Consider the following 16,113-nt stretch of genomic DNA (forward strand, 5'->3'; position numbering starts at 1 on the left):
ACCCGCCCTGGCCGCCGCGGTGGGCGCTGGCGCCGATCAGCATCTCGCCGGTGATGGTCATGTGGGGTCTCCTTTTTGGAGGGCGTTTTGCCCCCTCCCTAACCCTCCCCCACCTTCGGTGGGAGAGGGGACTGCCGCCGCTTCGGCATTCAAGCCACGCCACCGAGCATCCCGCCCCCTCTCCCGCGAAGCGGGGGAGGGATGGGGAGGGGGCACCCGTTACGACGACCTAACGCCCCCAGCGCAGTACCAGCGGATCGAGCCGCCGCGCCGCGTCCAGCAGCCCTTCGCGGCTCATCGGATGCGGATTGGCCGTCGGGTGGCGCATCGCGTCGGACGTGATGATGCCGCCCTCCTTCATCAGGATCTTCGCGGTGGCGATGCCGCACTGGCGGTTCTCGTGGTTGATCAGCGGCAGCCAGCGCCCATAGGCCGCCACCGCCGCCTCGCGGTCCCCCGCCAGATAGGGATCGACGATCTGCCGGATGCCGTCGGGATAGCCGCCGCCGGTCATCGCCCCGGTCGCACCGGCGTCGAGGTCGGCCAGCAGCGTGATCGCCTCCTCGCCGTCCCACGGGCCTTCGATGGCGTCGCCGCCCAGTTCGATCAGCGTGCGCAGCTTTGCCGCCGCCTGCGGCACCTCGATCTTGAAGTAGGAGACGTTGGCGATCTCCCGCGCCATCCGCGCCAGCAGTGGCGCGGACAGCGAGGTGCCGCTGACCGGCGCGTCCTGGATCATGATCGGGATGTCGATGGCGTCCGACACCCGCTGGAAGAACTCGACGATGCCGGCCTCCGGCACCCGGATGGTGGCGCCATGATAGGGCGGCATCACCATCACCATGGCGGCCCCCAGATCCTGGGCGCGGCGGCTGCGGTCGGCGCAGGCGCGGGTGCTGAAATGGGTGGTGGTGACGATCACCGGCACCCGGCCGGCGACATGGGCCAGCATCGTCTCCATCAGCACCGTGCGCTCGTCGTCGGTCAGCACGAACTGTTCGGAGAAGTTGGCGAGGATGCACAGGCCGGTGGAGCCGGCGTCGATCATGAAGTCGACGCAGCGCTTCTGACCGTCGAGGTCCAGCTCTCCCGCTTCGGTGAAGATGGTGGGGACGACGGGGAAGACGCCGCGATAGGGGCGTGCGCTGGGCGGCATGGCGAAAGTATCCTTCATCGAAATCCAGTCGGCGGTCAGCGCGAGGCGGGTCCGAACCCGCAAGCCGGCAGGCCGCGCACGCCGGGGTCGCACTCGAAAAGCGCGCCGGCCAGCGGTTCCTCGTCCCGGCCATGCGCCGCGGTGGTGATGAACATCCGGTCCAGATCGGGACCGGCGAAGACGCAGGAGGTGACGCGGGACACCGGCAGCGCGATGGCGCGATCCAGCGCCCCGTCGGGGCGGAAGCGGCTGACGCGCGCGCCGTCCCAATGGGCGATCCACAGCCCGCCCTCGGCATCGCAGGTCATGCCGTCGGGATAGCCGTCGGCCTCGGCGAAGCGGATGTGGACGCGCTTGCCCGACAGGCCGCCGTCGGCGCCGATGTCGAAGGCGTAGACCGTCCGCGCCGCGCTGTCGGTGTGGTAGATCGTCCGCCCGTCCGGTGACAGCGCCGGCCCGTTGGCGACGGTGTAGCCCTCATCGACCCGCGTGATCGAGCCGTCGCCGTCGATGCGGTAGAAGCTGCCGGCCGGCGCCTCCTCCGCATCGTCCATGCTGCCGACCCACAGCCGGCCGTCGCGGTCGGCCTTGCCGTCGTTCAGGCGGTTGCCCGGCATGTCCGGCTCGATCCGCGCGATCTCCTCGGCAACCGTCGCCTGCCCCGGCTCCAGCCGCAGCCGGACCACCCGGCGCGAGCGCAAGCCCACGATGAAGCCGTCGCCGTCGGCGCTCTCGACCAGCCAGCAGGCGGCGTCATCCAGTTCCCACCCCGCTTGCGAACCATCAGACAGGCCGTGGCGCAGAATGCGGGAGCCGCGGATATCGACGAAATAGACGGCATCCTGCCGCGGGGACCAGAGCGGACCTTCCCCCAGCAGCGCCCGAGCCTGCCAGACGCACCGCGCTTCCTGCGCCATACCGCTCGACCCCCCTCACCCTGGCGGACCGCCTTTCGCCGGCGGCCATTTCAAAATTTGTTGACGGCCCAAACGATAAGGGGCCACTTGATAATCGTCCAATATGAAGATCGGCGTTTGCGATATCAAATGTCGTATCCCGACATCCCCTATCCCGGCGCCGCTGCCCCACCGGAGGCATACCCCCTTGACCCCGCAACGCTTTTCACCGAACTGGTTCCAGAAGGCGCGGCTGAAGCTGCGCCATCTCCAGCTGTTCGCGGCGCTCGACGAACACCGCAACCTGCACCGCGCCGCCGCCAGCCTGAACATGTCGCAGCCCGCCGCCTCCAAACTGCTGGGCGACCTGGAGGAAACGCTGGGGATCGAGCTGTTCGACCGCCATGGCCGCGGCATCGAGCCGAACTGGTACGGCAGCCTCATGATCCGCCACGCCCGGATGATCCTCAGCGAGCTGCAGGAGACGGGGGAGGAGCTGAACGCCCTGCTCGCCGGCCACAGCGGCCGGGTCTCCATCGGCACGGTGATGGCCCCGGCGGTGGAACTGGTGGTGCCGGTCATCAGCAGCCTGACCCGTGAGCATCCCAACCTGAAGGTCGCGGTGGCGGTGGAGACCAGCGACGTGCTGGCCGACCGTGTCCACCAGGGAGTGATGGATTTCGCCATCGGCCGCCTGCCCGGCCATTTCGACCCCACCGCCTTCGAATATCAGGAGATCAGCAGCGAGGAGCTGTGCTTCATCTGCCGCGAGGGCAACCCCCTTCTGCAACTGGGCCGTCCGCTGACCGCCGCCGACCTGTCCGACGCCACCTGGATCCTGCAGCCCGTCGGCACGCTGCTGCGCGACCGGGTGGAGGCGCTGTTCCGGGCCGAAGGCGCCCGGCTGCCGCACCGGGTGATCGAAAGCGCCTCTCCCGTCATCTCGATGGCGATGGTGGCGGAAACCGAGTCGATCACCGTCTTCGCCCGCGCGCTCGCCCAGGTGTTCTCGCCCAGCGGCTGCTGCGCCATCATGCCCTTCCACAAGCGTTTCAGCGTCGAGCCCTACGGCATCTTCTGGCTGAAGGACCGGCCGCTGTCGCCGGGTGCCCGCACCGTGCTGTCGGCGGTGCGCGCGGCGTCGGAACTGAAGATGCGCCTCGTCGCCGCAGCCTCTCCCACCACTGCCGCTGCACAGTGACGAGCGATATCGAAATGCATATCGATTTGCCGAATAATCATATTTGACAGTTATGGGAAAAGGGAGGATTGCTAGGGACACCAACCATCGCGTCCAACGCCATCCGCGCCACAGAACGCGGGGGCGGCGTATCGCGTGCCGTAGTAACGGGGAGGATTCCGGTCCATGTCGTCTGCCAAGCGCACTTCCTTCAGCTCCAAACTGGCCGGCCTCGCCGTCGGCCTGATCGTCGTCGCCGGCGCCGCCGTCCCGGCCATGGCCCAGGACAAGCCGACCGTCGGCATCGCCATGCCGACCAAGTCGTCGGCGCGCTGGATCGACGACGGCAACAACATGGTCAAGTATTTCCAGGAGAAGGGATACAAGACCGACCTGCAATATGCAGAGGACGACATCCCCAACCAGCTCGCCCAGATCGAGAACATGGTCACCAAGAACGACAAGGTTCTGGTGATCGCCGCCATCGACGGGACGACGCTGACCGACGTGCTGCAGAAGGCGGCGGAGCGCGGCGTGAAGGTCATCGCCTACGACCGCCTGATCCGCGGCTCGGCCAACGTCGATTACTACGCCACCTTCGACAATTTCCAGGTCGGCGTCCTCCAGGCCTCCTACATCGAGAAGGCGCTCGGCCTCAAGGAAGGCAAGGGTCCGTTCAACATCGAGCTGTTCGGCGGCTCGCCCGACGACAACAACGCCTACTTCTTCTACAATGGCGCCATGTCGGTGCTGCAGCCCTACATCGACAGCGGCAAGCTGAAGGTGGGCAGCGGCCAGGTCGGCATGGACAAGGTGTCCACCCTGCGCTGGGACGGCGCGGTCGCCCAGGCCCGCATGGACAATCTGCTGAGCGCCTATTACGGCAACAAGCGGGTCGACGCCGTGCTGTCGCCCTATGACGGCCTCAGCATCGGCATCATCTCGTCGCTGAAGGGTGTGGGCTACGGTTCGGCGGCGCAGCCGATGCCGGTCGTCACCGGCCAGGACGCCGAGGTGCAGTCGGTCAAGTCGATCCTGGCGGGCGAGCAGCGCTCCACCGTCTTCAAGGACACCCGCGAACTGGCGAAGGTCACGGTGGGCATGGTCGACGACCTGCTGGCCGGCCGTACCCCGCAGGTCAACGACACCAAGACCTACGACAACGGCAAGAAAATCGTCCCCTCCTATCTGCTGAAGCCGGTCAGCGTCGACGCCACGAACTGGAAGCAGGTCCTGGTCGACGGCGGCTACTACAAGGAATCGCAGATCAAGTGAGTGAACGGCGCGGGAGCGGGGCGCCATCCGGCATCCCCTCCCGCGCCTCGCCTTGCGGAAGGTCGGGCGGTCAGAGGTTTTATCCATGGACAGCATTCTTGAGATGCGCGGCATCACCAAGACGTTTCCGGGCGTCAAGGCTCTGGACAACGTCAACCTCTCGGTCCGCGAGGGGGAGATCCACGCGCTGATCGGCGAAAACGGCGCCGGAAAATCGACGCTGATGAAGGTGCTGAGCGGCGTCTACCCGCACGGCACCTACGAGGGCGAGATCCGCTTCCGCGGCCAGCCCTGCGCCTTTCGCGGCATCGCCGACAGCGAGAAGCTGGGCATCATCATCATCCATCAGGAGCTGGCGCTGGTTCCGCTGCTGTCGATCACCGAGAATCTGTTTCTCGGCAACGAGCAGGCGAAACGGGGCCGGATCGACTGGGTCGCCGCCACCGCCCGCGCGCGCGAACTGCTGCGCATGGTCGGGCTGACCGATTCGCCGGAGACGCTGATCACCGACATCGGCGTCGGCAAGCAGCAGCTGGTCGAGATCGCCAAGGCCCTGTCCAAGGAGGTCAAGCTGCTGATCCTGGACGAGCCGACCGCCAGCCTGAACGAGAGCGACAGCGACGCGCTGCTGGCCCTGCTGCTGCGCTTCAAGGAACAGGGCATCTCCTCCATCCTGATCTCGCACAAGCTGAACGAGATCGCCAAGGTCGCCGACCGCGTCACCATCCTGCGCGACGGCACCACGGTGGAGACGCTGGACTGCCACGACGCGCCGATCAGCCAGGACCGCATCATCAAGGGCATGGTCGGCCGCGACCTCGCCGACCGCTATCCGCGCCGCACCAGCAACCCCGGCAACATCCTGTTCGAGGTGAAGGGCTGGAGCGCCGACCACCCCATCCATGCCGGCCGCCGCGTCGTCAAGGACATCGACCTGCATGTCCGCCGGGGCGAGGTGGTGGGCATCGCCGGGCTGATGGGCGCCGGCCGCACCGAATTCGCCATGAGCCTGTTCGGCCGCTCCTACGGCCGCAACATCCGCGGCCAGGCCTTCCTCGACGGGCGCGAGATCGACGTGTCCACGATAGCCAAGGCGATGGGCAACGGCCTCGCCTATGCCACCGAGGACCGCAAGCATTACGGCCTCGTGCTGGACAACGACATCCGCCACAACGTGACGCTGGCCAATCTGAACGGCGTCGCCAAGCGCGGCGTCATCCACCACGAGCGCGAGATCGAGGTCGCCAACAACTTCCGCCGCCGCCTGCGCATCCGCTGTTCCGACGTGTTCCAGCAGACGGTCAATCTGTCCGGCGGCAACCAGCAGAAGGTCGTGCTCAGCAAATGGCTGTTCGCCGACCCGAAGGTGCTGATCCTGGACGAGCCGACCCGCGGCATCGACGTCGGCGCCAAATATGAAATCTACACCATCGTCAACCAGCTGGTGGCCGAAGGCCGCGGCGTCATCCTGATCTCCTCGGAACTGCCGGAGCTTCTGGGTGTCGCCGACCGCATCTATGTGATGAACGAAGGCGCCCTGGTCGCCGAGATGCCGGCGGCCGAGGCCAGCCAGGAAAAGATCATGCACGCCATCATGTCGTCCGCCTCGAAAGCCACGGCGGCGCGCGCCGCCGTCGCCGCTGCCGCCTTGAACAATGGTGCTTTGGAGTCCCTGCAATGAGCGCCGAACTGAACCTGCCGGCCGCGCCGCCGCGCCAGGCCTCGATGGCCAAGTTCCTGAAGAGCCACATGCGCGATTACGGCATGCTGATCTCGCTGCTGGCGATCGTGGCGTTCTTCCAATACATGACCAACGGCACGCTGCTGCAGCCGCTGAACCTGACCAACCTCGTGCTGCAGAACAGCTACATCGTCATCATGGCGCTGGGCATGCTGCTGGTGATCGTCGCCGGGCACATCGACCTGTCGGTCGGGTCCATCGTCGGCTTCATCGGCGCGCTGGCCGCCATCCTGATGGTGCAGTTCCACTGGCACTTCATCCCCACCGCCATCGTCAGCCTGATGGCGGGCGCCGCCATCGGCGCCGCCCAGGGCTACTGGGTCGCGTACTTCCGCATACCGTCCTTCATCGTGACGCTGGCCGGCATGCTGGTCTTCCGCGGCCTCAGCCTCGCGCTGCTGGCCGGCCAGTCGGTCGGTCCCTTCCCGGTGGAGTTCCAGCGCCTCAGCTCCGGCTTCATCCCGGACATCTTCGGCACCGAGGGCTTCCACACCACCACGATGGTGCTGTGCCTCGCCACCCCGGCCATCCTGATCGCCTTCAGCATCGCCGCCCGCATCCGCCGCCACCGCTTCGCCATCGAACAGGAACCGCTGGTCCTGTTCGTGCTGAAGAGCGCCGGGCTGTTCGCGGTGGTCGCCTACGTCGGCTGGCTGCTGTCCACCTACAAAGGCCTGCCGAACGTCCTCATCATCATGGCGCTGCTGATCGGCATCTACGCCTTCGTCACCCGCGACACCACGATCGGCCGGCGCATCTATGCGCTGGGCGGCAACGAGAAGGCGGCCAAGCTGTCGGGCATCGACACCCGCCGCCTGTCCTTCTACACCTTCGTCAACATGGGCGTGCTGGCCGCACTCGCCGGCCTGATCTTCGCCGCCCGCCTCAACACCGCCACGCCGAAGGCCGGCGTCTCGTTCGAGCTGGACGTGATCGCCGCCTGCTTCATCGGCGGCGCCTCGGCCTCTGGCGGCGTCGGCCGGGTAACCGGTGCGGTGATCGGCGCCTTCATCATGGGCGTGATGAACAACGGCATGTCGATCGTCGGCATCGGCATCGACTGGCAGCAGGTCATCAAGGGCCTGGTCCTCCTCGCCGCCGTCTGCTTCGACGTCTACAACAAGGGCAAGGCCTGAGGCTTTCCGCCCCGACCGGACTTACCGCCATGACGCTTCCCACCCTCGGTCTCGTCGGCTTGGGCAAGATCGCCCGCGACCAGCACATCCCGGCGATTGCCGCCACCGGCCTGTTCGATCTCGCCGCCGTGGTCAGCCCGGACGGCGTCGGCACCGAAGGAGTTCCGACCTTCCGCTCCCAGGCGGAAATGCTGGCGGCCCTGCCCGGCCTCGACGCCGTGGCGCTCTGCACCCCGCCCGCCGTCCGCCACGGCCTGACGGTGGAAGCCCTGCGCGCCGGCAAGCATGTGCTGATCGAGAAGCCCCCCGCCGCCACCCTGTCGGAGCTTCACGATCTGGTGGCGGAGGCCGACACCGCCCGCCGTACCCTGTTCACCGCCTGGCATTCGCAGTTCAACCCGGCGGTGGAGGAAACCCGCCGCCGGCTGGCGGATGCCACCATCAGCAGCGTCGCCATCACCTGGAAGGAGGATGTTCGGCGGTGGCATCCGGGCCAGGACTGGATCTTCGCGGCCGGCGGATTCGGCGTCTTCGATCCCGGCATCAACGCCCTGTCGATCCTGACCGACATCCTGCCCGCCCCGGTCTTCGTCCGCGCCGCCGACCTCCACGTCCCGGCCAACCGCGACACGCCGATCGCCGCGACGTTGGAGATGGGTGCGGCCCCCGGATCCCGCATCGGCCGCGTCACCGCCGACTTCGACTTCCTCCAGCAGGGCGAGCAGACCTGGTCCATCGTCATCGACACGGCCGACGGACGTCTCGACCTCACCCACGGCGGCACCCGCCTGCTGGTGGACGGCGTCCCAGTGCTGGCCGAGCCCGATACCGAATACCAGCGCATCTATCGCCACTTCCACCGGTTGATCGGCGATGGGGCGAGCGACGTCGACGCCCGTCCGCTGTCTCTGGTCGCCGACGCCTGCATGGTCGGGCGCTGGCACCGCACCGACTCCTTCGACTGGTAGAAGGCCCCGGGAGAGGGTCCGGCAACAGGGAGGTCCCGCATGTCCATCGCCACCCGTGTGCAAATCGGCACCCGCATCGGCCACCGGATCACCGCCGGCAGCGCCGGAATCCTGCTGTTCCTCGCCGCCGTCGCCGGGGTGGGCATCAACGCCCTGTCGGAGACGGAGACGGTGGTGCGCCGCAACGGCGTGCTGGCGGAGCAGGTGGTCGATCTCGGCCGCATGCAGACGCTGATGCTGGACATGCGCCTGAAGACCACAGCCTTCCTGCTGAACGGCCGCGACGATGACGCCGATGCCGTCGCCTCGCTGGCGGCGGAGGCCGCGAACCTCGCCGCCGCCGTCGACCAGCGCCTGTCCGGCAGCGGCGACACGGCTTCAGTGCAACAGATGAAGGCGCGCGTCGCCCAATATGGCGACAGCTTCGCCGCCGTTCGCGCCGCCCACGCCCAGCGCAGCGAGGCGGTGGCCGAGGTGGCGAAGTACGGGTCGAAGCTGCAGACCATGCTCAGCACCATCCTGACCAACGCCAAAGGCAGCGGCAATGTCGACGCCCTGAACCTCGCCGCCCAGGCGGCGATGCATGTCCAGGCCGCCCGCACGGTCGCCGCCCGCTTCCAGGGGGAGGGCACCGCCGGCCTCGCCACCGCCACCCGGACGGAGCTGAAGACCGCCGCCCAGAATGGCGACACCATGGCGAAGACGCTGACCGACCCGGCCCTGCGCGGGCTGGTCGCGGCCTTCCTCAAGACGCTCGACGGCTATGCCGCCGGCTTCGACCGGCTGGTGGAGACGACGCAGCGCCGCGACGCCCTGGTGAACGACACGCTGACCCCGCTCGGCACCGCCATCGGCGAGCAGGCGCGGACCCTGACCGACCAGGGCGTCGCCGACGAACAGCAGCTGCGCGCCGACACCACCGCCGACATCGCCGGCTATCGCCGGGCGATGGCCGTCGCGTCGGCCGCCGGCCTGATCCTCGGCCTTGCCGCCGCGGTGCTGATCGCCCGCAGCCTGTCGCGCCCGGTGGTCGCCATGACCGACGCCATGACCCGTCTGGCCGGCGGCGACCGCTCCGTCGCCATCCCCGGCCTCGACCGCCGCGACGAGATCGGCGGCATGGCCAAGGCGGTGCAGGTCTTCCAGGCCGGCCTGATCGAGGCAGACCGCATGGCCGCCGACAAGGCCGCCGAGCATGAGGCCCGCGTCCGCCGCGGCGAACGCATCGACCGCCTGACCCAGGAGTTCGAGCGGATGGTGGAAAGCACGCTGGGCCGCGTCGCCAGCGCAGCATCCCAGCTGCAATCCACCGCCCACTCCATCCAATCGACGACCGACGAGACCAGCCGTCTGGCCGGCGACGCCGTCCGCAGCTCCGGCGAGACCACCGGCAGCGTCGAGACGGTGGCCGCCGCCGCCGAGGAACTCGCCGTCTCCATCGCCGCCATCAGCCAGCATGTCGCCCACAGCGCCCAGGTGACCGAGCAGGCCGTCGGCATCGCCCGCATCACCGACGAGACGGTGCGCAGCCTGACCGGCGTCGCCCGCCAGATCGGCGACGTGGTGCAGCTGATCGGCTCCATCGCCGCCCAGACCAACCTGCTGGCGCTGAACGCCACCATCGAGGCGGCACGGGCCGGCGAGGCCGGGCGCGGCTTCGCCGTGGTGGCGAACGAGGTCAAGAGCCTCGCCGCCCAGACGGCCAAGGCGACCGAAGAGATCGAGACCCAGATCGCCGCCGTCCAGCGCGTCAGCAGCGAGGCGGCCGGCGCCATCACCGAGATCACCAAGGTGATCGGCGAGGTCAACGAGGTCTCCACCACCATCGCCAGCGCCATCGGCGAGCAGCGGGCGGCGACCCAGGAAATCAGCGGCAGCATCCAGCTCGCCGCCCGCGGCACCCAGGATGTGCGCGACACCATCACCGGCGTGACCCACGCCTTCCAGGCCACCAGCGACGCCTCGCGTCAGGTCAAATCCGCCGCCGACGGCCTGTCCGGCGAGGCCGACGACCTGCGCGGCTGCGTGTCGCGCTTCCTGGCCGACATGCGCGCGGCCTGACGCCGCCCTTACGAGACGCAACCATAACTCCGGCGCCGGGCCGTCCGGTCCGCGCCCCAACCTGAAACCGGTGTCGATATGTCCGAGACGAAGCCCCCCTTCCCCCCCAGCGCCAACGGTTCAGAGCGTCGCCTGCGGTCGCGCGCGTGGTTCGACAACCCCGCCAACCCCGACATGACCGCGCTCTATCTGGAGCGTTACCTGAACTTCGGCCTGACGCGGGAGGAGTTGCAGTCCGGCGCCCCGATCATCGGCATCGCCCAGACCGGCTCCGACCTCAGCCCCTGCAACCGCCACCATCTGGTGCTGGCCGAACGCCTGCGCGAGGGCATCCGCACCGCCGGCGGCATCGCCATCGAGTTCCCCGTCCACCCGATCCAGGAAACCGGCAAGCGGCCGACCGCCTCCATCGACCGCAACCTTGCCTATCTCGGCCTCGTCGAGGTGCTGCATGGCTATCCGCTCGACGGCGTGGTGCTGACCATCGGCTGCGACAAGACCACGCCGGCCTGCCTGATGGCGGCGGCAACCGTCAACATCCCGGCCATCGCCCTGTCGGTCGGCCCGATGCTGAACGGCTGGTTCCGCGGCGAGCGCACCGGGTCGGGCACCATCGTGTGGAAGGCCCGCCAGATGATGGCGGCCGGCGAGATCGACTATCAGGGCTTCATCGAGCTGGTGGCCTCCTCGGCTCCCTCGACCGGCTACTGCAACACGATGGGCACCGCCTCCACCATGAATTCACTGGCGGAGGTGCTGGGCATGCAGCTTCCGGGCTCCGCCGCCATTCCCGCGCCCTACCGCGAGCGCCAGCAGGCCGCCTACGAGACCGGCAAGCGCATCGTCGAGATGGTGCGCCAGGACATCAAGCCGTCGGACATCCTGACCCGCGACGCTTTCCTGAACGCCATCGTCGTCAACTCCGCCATCGGCGGCTCGACCAACGCGCCGATCCACATCAACGCCATCGCCAAGCACATCGGCGTGCCGCTGACGGTGGACGACTGGCAGACCCATGGCCTGGACATTCCGCTGTTGGTCAACCTCCAGCCCGCCGGCGAATATCTGGGCGAGGACTTCCACCGTGCCGGCGGCGTGCCGGCCGTCGTCGCCCAGCTGATGACCAAGGGCCTGATCCGCGAGGACGCCCCCAACGTCAACGGCCGCACCATCGGCGAGAACTGCCGCGACACCGAGATCCTCGACACCCGCGTCATCCACCCGATCGACGACCCGCTGAAGATCAACGCCGGCTTCGTCGTTCTGCGCGGCAACCTGTTCAACGCCGCCATCATGAAGACCAGCGTGATCTCCGACGAGTTCCGCGAGCGCTACCTGTCCAACCCGAAGGACCCGGAAGCCTTCGAGGCCAAGGTCGTCGTCTTCGACGGTCCGGAGGACTACCACCACCGCATCGACGACCCGTCGCTGGGCATCGACGCCTACACCATCCTGGTCATCCGCGGCGCCGGCCCCATCGGCTACCCCGGCGCGGCGGAGGTGGTGAACATGCGTCCCCCCGCCGATCTCATCAAGCAGGGCATCCATTCCCTGCCCTGCATCGGCGACGGCCGCCAGTCGGGCACGTCCGGCTCCCCCTCGATCCTCAACGCCGCCCCGGAAGCGGCGGCCGGCGGCAACCTCGGCCTGCTGCGCACCGGCGACCGCGTTCGGATCGACCTGCGCCGCGGCAGCGCCGACATCCTGATCTCCGAAGCCGAACTGGCCGACCGCAAGGCCGCTCTGGAGGCCGCCGGCGGCTACCCCGCCCCGCCGTCGCAGACCCCGTGGCAGGAAATCCAGCGCGGCATCGTCGACCAGCTGGACGAGGGCATGGTCCTGAAGCCTGCGGTCAAGTACCAGCGCGTGGCGCAGACGATGGGGATTCCGCGCGACAACCATTGACGGAATGCCGGGGGCGCCAGCGTGCGCCCCCTCCCCTCCTCCCCCACGCATCCCAGCAATGTCCCACCAATTCGTGTGACTTTTCACGCGCGCCCTTGACGTACGCCTCGCTTTGCCCACATAAGCCTTCACGAAACATTCGATCCCAGCCGTCCGACGGCCGCCGCCAAGGCGCCTCCGGCCGGGTCCTTCCCACCCCCGAGATCCGCATCGACGAGCGATGCACGCCCGTCCGGCAGCGTCGAATGCCGGCTTATGTGAGACGTACGACAGAGGCATGACGTTTGATTCAAAGCGGCGCCGGATGGCGCCGAACAACCGCGCACGCAACCGCAACCCGCGTCCGCGTGACGACTTCGAAGGCTCCCGCCCGGCGACCATTCCGGTCCATGGCGGCGGCCCCACCGGCCCGGTTCCGGGCAAGGACGAGATCCTGTTCCTTCCGCTGGGCGGCTGTTCCCGCATCGGCATGAACATGGCGCTCTACGGCCACGCCGGCAAATGGCTGATCGTTGACGCCGGCGTCGCCTTCATGGGCGACGAGGCGCCGGGCATCGACAGCCTGATGGCCGATCCGGCCTTCATCGAAGAACGGATGCAGGACGTCGTCGGCCTCGTGGTGACCCACGCCCACGAGGACCATATCGGCGCGATCCACCATCTGTGGCCGCGCCTGCGCTGCCCGATCTATGCCAGCCCCTTCGCCTCCCACATCATCCGGGACCGGCTGAAGGAAAAGGGCGCCCACCGCGCCGCCAAGGTGCAGACCTTCGAGATCGGCGACACGCTGACCATCGGTCCCTTCCGGATCGAGACCATCGCCGTCACCCATTCGATCCCCGAACCGATGTCGCTGGCGATCCGCACGGCGGCCGGCACGGTCCTGCACACCGGCGACTGGAAGTTCGATCCCAACCCGCTGGTCGGCCGCAGCACCGATTTCGCCGCGCTGAAGCGCCTGGGCGACGAAGGGCTGCTCGCCATGATGTGCGACAGCACCAACGCCGACGTTCCCGGCTCCACCGGGTCCGAGGCCGACGCCCGCGCCGGCCTGATCGGCGCCTTCGCCGGCCGTTCCGGCGCCATCGCGGTGACCGGCTTCGCCTCCAACGTCGCCCGCATGACCGCGGTGGCGGAAGCGGCGGCGGCGGTCGGGCGCAAGGTGGTTCTGGTCGGCCGCTCCATGCTGCGCATGGAAAAGGCGGCTCAGGCCTGCGGCTATCTCGACCATGTGCCGGACTTCATGGATGTCCGCGAGGCCTCCTGGACCCCGCGCGACCACCTCGTGTTCCTGTGCACCGGCAGCCAGGGCGAGGAGCGGGCGGCGCTCAGCCGTCTGGCCCGCAACGAGCACCGCGAGCTGTGGCTGGAAGAGGGCGACACCGTCATCTTCTCCGCCCGCGCCATCCCCGGCAACGAGGAGGCCCTGGCCGAAATCCACGAGCATCTGCGCGGCATGGGCGTTGAGATCGTCACGCCGGCCGATGCGCCGGTCCATGTCTCCGGCCATCCGAAGCGCGACGACCTCGCCCGCATGTATGGTCTGGTCCGCCCGCGCTTCGCCGTGCCGGTCCATGGCACCATCGAGCATATGGAAGCCCACGCCCGCCTCGCCCGTTCCTGCGGCGTCGAACGCGCCCTGGTTCCGGAAGACGGCGACATCCTGCGCATCGCCAAGGAAGGCACCCGCGTCATCGGCCGCATCGAGCCGAAGCGCCTCGCCAACACCGGGCGTGACCTGATCCCCTGGATCCCGCCGGTGGCGGTGGATGCGGAGGAAGAGCGCGTCGCGGCCTGACCGCAACCCGCCTTCCCTTTCCAGACGGACAAAAGCGAACGGGCCATGTGGAACACTCCACATGGCCCGTTCGCTGTTTCAAGACACCCGAACCGTCATTCGGCCGGGGTGGCAACCATCGGAACCTCGATGGCGCGGGCCTGCAGCAGTTCCTTCCACTTCCGGAACGCGGCGATCAGGATGATGAAGCCCAGCACCAGCATGATGATCGAGATGCCGGCGTTGAAGGGGTTGTAGCCCTTGGCCGCCTTGTTCAGATAGACGTTGGCGATCATCCAGTAGCCGGCGACATTCACCGTGACGAACAGATAGGCCAGCGGGACCAGGCAGGTCAGCATGTAGATCCGCTTCTGGGCCAGCCGCAGGATGATGGTGGCGCCGATGATCAGGCCGACCGAGGCCATCAGCTGGTTCGACACGCCGAACAGGGCCCAGACCGAGTTGATGTCGCCCGAGGTCAGCAGATACCCCCAGGCCACGCAGGCGATGACGCTGGCGATGATCGAACCGGGGACCCAGTCCAGCCGCTTCATCGGGGCATAGATGTCGCCCAGCAGGTCCTGGATCAGGTAACGGGCGACGCGGGTGCCGCTGTCCACGGCGGTCAGGATGAACACCGCCTCGAACATCACGACGAACTGGAAGAAGTAGGAGGCGAGGCTGTTGAACCACGGAACGCGGGTGAAGATCTCGGTCATGCCGACCGCCAGGGTCACCGCACCGCCGGTCCGGCCATAGAGGTCGAGACCGATTTCCTGGCTCAGACGCGGCAGGTCCACGACATTCATGCCCAGGGCCTTGAAGGCGGCCGGCGCGGAGTTGATGGCGAAGTAGTCGGCCGGATGCAGCGAGGTGGCGGCGATCAGCGCCATGACGCCGACCAGGCATTCAGCCAGCATGCCGCCGAAGGCCACCGGACGGATGTCGCTCCATTTGTCGATCAGCTTGGGCGTGGTGCCCGACCCGATGAAGGCATGGAAGCCGGAGATGGCGCCGCAGGCGATGGTGATCGAGATGAAGGGCCAGACCGGGCCGTTCAGCACCGGGCCGCCACCATGGATGAAGTCGGTCAGGGCGGGGAAGCGGATTTCCGGGTTGATGAAGACGACGCCGACGACCAGCGCGCCGAACACGCCGACCTTCATGAAGCTGGACAGGTAACCGCGCGGGGTCAGCAGCAGCCACACCGGCAGCGCCGTGGCGAAGAAGGCATAGACCGGCAGGATGACGGCGACCGTCTCGGCGTGCAGCGTCAGCCACTCGCCCAGCAGCGTGCCCTGGATGTAGGGGCCGGCGAAGACCGAGGCGGCGATGGCGGCGATGCCGACCTGGGTGGCGCCCTTGGACGAGCCGGTGATCTTCTCGTAGAGGCCCAGCGCGATGGCGATCGGGATCGTCATGAACACCGCGAAGGCGCCCCAGGCGTTGCGTTCCAGCGCATGGACGACGACCATCGACAGGCCGGCCATGGTGATGGTGATGATGAACAGCATCGCCAGACCGGTGCACCAGCCGGCGACCGGGCCGAGTTCGGCCTTGGCGACTTCCGACAGCGACTGTCCCTTGTGCTTCATCGAGGCGAACAGCACGACGGTGTCGTGCACCGCGCCGCCGATGACGCAGCCGATCAGCAGCCACAGGAAGCTCGGCAGATAGCCGAACTGGGCGGCCAGCACCGGGCCGACCAGCGGGCCGGCGGCGGCGATGGCGGCGAAATGCTGCCCGGCATTCACCCACTTCTTGGTGGGCACATAGTTTCGGCCGTCCGCCAGCATGTGGGACGGGGTGACTTCCGAATCGTCGGCACGGAGAACCTTGCGCACGAAGAACACGCCGTAGAAGCGGTAGCAGAGCGCAAGAATGCAGAGTGTCGCGATCACAAAGGTTAGGGCGTGATCCATGACGGCTCTCCTGAGAAAGGATATGCCGCCGGTGTACGCCCGCCGCGGAGCCCCGTGTGGTGGAATGCCGCGAGCGGCAGCCGGGAGGTGCTAAGC

Annotated in this window: 11 protein-coding genes; 8 read left to right on the plus strand and 3 right to left on the minus strand. The window is 68.0% G+C overall.

Going from position 1 to position 16,113, the window contains the following annotated elements; genetic code table 11:
- Window positions 1–229: 229 nt before the first annotated feature.
- Both FZ029_RS26920 and FZ029_RS26925 read right to left on the minus strand, forming a co-directional pair.
- The gene (locus FZ029_RS26920) at window positions 230–1,156 is read right to left on the minus strand and encodes a dihydrodipicolinate synthase family protein (RefSeq protein WP_149272746.1); all 927 of its coding nucleotides are present in this window, start codon (window positions 1,154–1,156) and stop codon (window positions 230–232) included.
- Between the two features lie 35 nt (window positions 1,157–1,191).
- A complete protein-coding gene (locus tag FZ029_RS26925; RefSeq protein ID WP_149272747.1) occupies window positions 1,192–2,073 on the minus strand; it encodes an SMP-30/gluconolactonase/LRE family protein in 882 nt (293 codons plus the stop codon).
- A gap of 103 nt (window positions 2,074–2,176) precedes the next feature.
- On the opposite strand from FZ029_RS26925, the gene FZ029_RS26930 reads away from it, so the two are divergent.
- The 8 genes from FZ029_RS26930 to FZ029_RS26965 all read left to right on the plus strand — a co-directional run bounded on the left by FZ029_RS26930 (window position 2,177) and on the right by FZ029_RS26965 (window position 14,116).
- Window positions 2,177–3,253: a LysR family transcriptional regulator gene (locus FZ029_RS26930; protein ID WP_247892521.1), complete on the plus strand. Its 1,077-nt coding sequence runs from the start codon at window positions 2,177–2,179 to the stop codon at window positions 3,251–3,253.
- A gap of 165 nt (window positions 3,254–3,418) precedes the next feature.
- On the plus strand, window positions 3,419–4,507 hold the full coding sequence (gene chvE / locus FZ029_RS26935) for a multiple monosaccharide ABC transporter substrate-binding protein (protein WP_149272749.1): 1,089 nt from the start codon (window positions 3,419–3,421) through the stop codon (window positions 4,505–4,507).
- An 85-nt stretch (window positions 4,508–4,592) separates the two neighbouring features.
- Window positions 4,593–6,188 (plus strand): multiple monosaccharide ABC transporter ATP-binding protein, encoded by a 1,596-nt coding sequence (gene mmsA / locus FZ029_RS26940; protein ID WP_149272750.1) that lies wholly within the window; start codon window positions 4,593–4,595, stop codon window positions 6,186–6,188.
- Entirely contained in the window at window positions 6,185–7,384 is a 1,200-nt protein-coding gene (gene mmsB, locus FZ029_RS26945; protein WP_149272751.1) for a multiple monosaccharide ABC transporter permease, read from the plus strand. The genes mmsA and mmsB overlap by 4 nt, the downstream gene beginning before the upstream one ends.
- 29 nt (window positions 7,385–7,413) lie before the next feature.
- Window positions 7,414–8,352, plus strand: coding sequence for a Gfo/Idh/MocA family oxidoreductase (locus FZ029_RS26950; protein ID WP_149272752.1), 939 nt, complete (start codon window positions 7,414–7,416; stop codon window positions 8,350–8,352).
- A 39-nt stretch (window positions 8,353–8,391) separates the two neighbouring features.
- Window positions 8,392–10,413: a methyl-accepting chemotaxis protein gene (locus FZ029_RS26955; protein WP_149272753.1), complete on the plus strand. Its 2,022-nt coding sequence runs from the start codon at window positions 8,392–8,394 to the stop codon at window positions 10,411–10,413.
- Between the two features lie 78 nt (window positions 10,414–10,491).
- Window positions 10,492–12,318 (plus strand): IlvD/Edd family dehydratase, encoded by a 1,827-nt coding sequence (locus tag FZ029_RS26960; RefSeq protein WP_149272754.1) that lies wholly within the window; start codon window positions 10,492–10,494, stop codon window positions 12,316–12,318.
- 277 nt (window positions 12,319–12,595) lie between these two features.
- Window positions 12,596–14,116 carry a ribonuclease J gene (locus tag FZ029_RS26965; RefSeq protein ID WP_247892522.1) on the plus strand — a complete coding sequence of 507 codons (1,521 nt, stop codon included), beginning with the start codon at window positions 12,596–12,598 and terminating at the stop codon, window positions 14,114–14,116.
- A 95-nt stretch (window positions 14,117–14,211) separates the two neighbouring features.
- On the opposite strand, the gene FZ029_RS26970 is transcribed toward FZ029_RS26965, so the two are convergent.
- The gene (locus tag FZ029_RS26970; protein ID WP_149272755.1) at window positions 14,212–16,017 is read right to left on the minus strand and encodes a carbon starvation protein A; all 1,806 of its coding nucleotides are present in this window, start codon (window positions 16,015–16,017) and stop codon (window positions 14,212–14,214) included.
- Window positions 16,018–16,113 lie beyond the last annotated feature (96 nt).

It is taken from the genome of Azospirillum sp. Sh1 (assembly GCF_008365135.1).
GTDB lineage: Bacteria > Pseudomonadota > Alphaproteobacteria > Azospirillales > Azospirillaceae > Azospirillum > Azospirillum oryzae.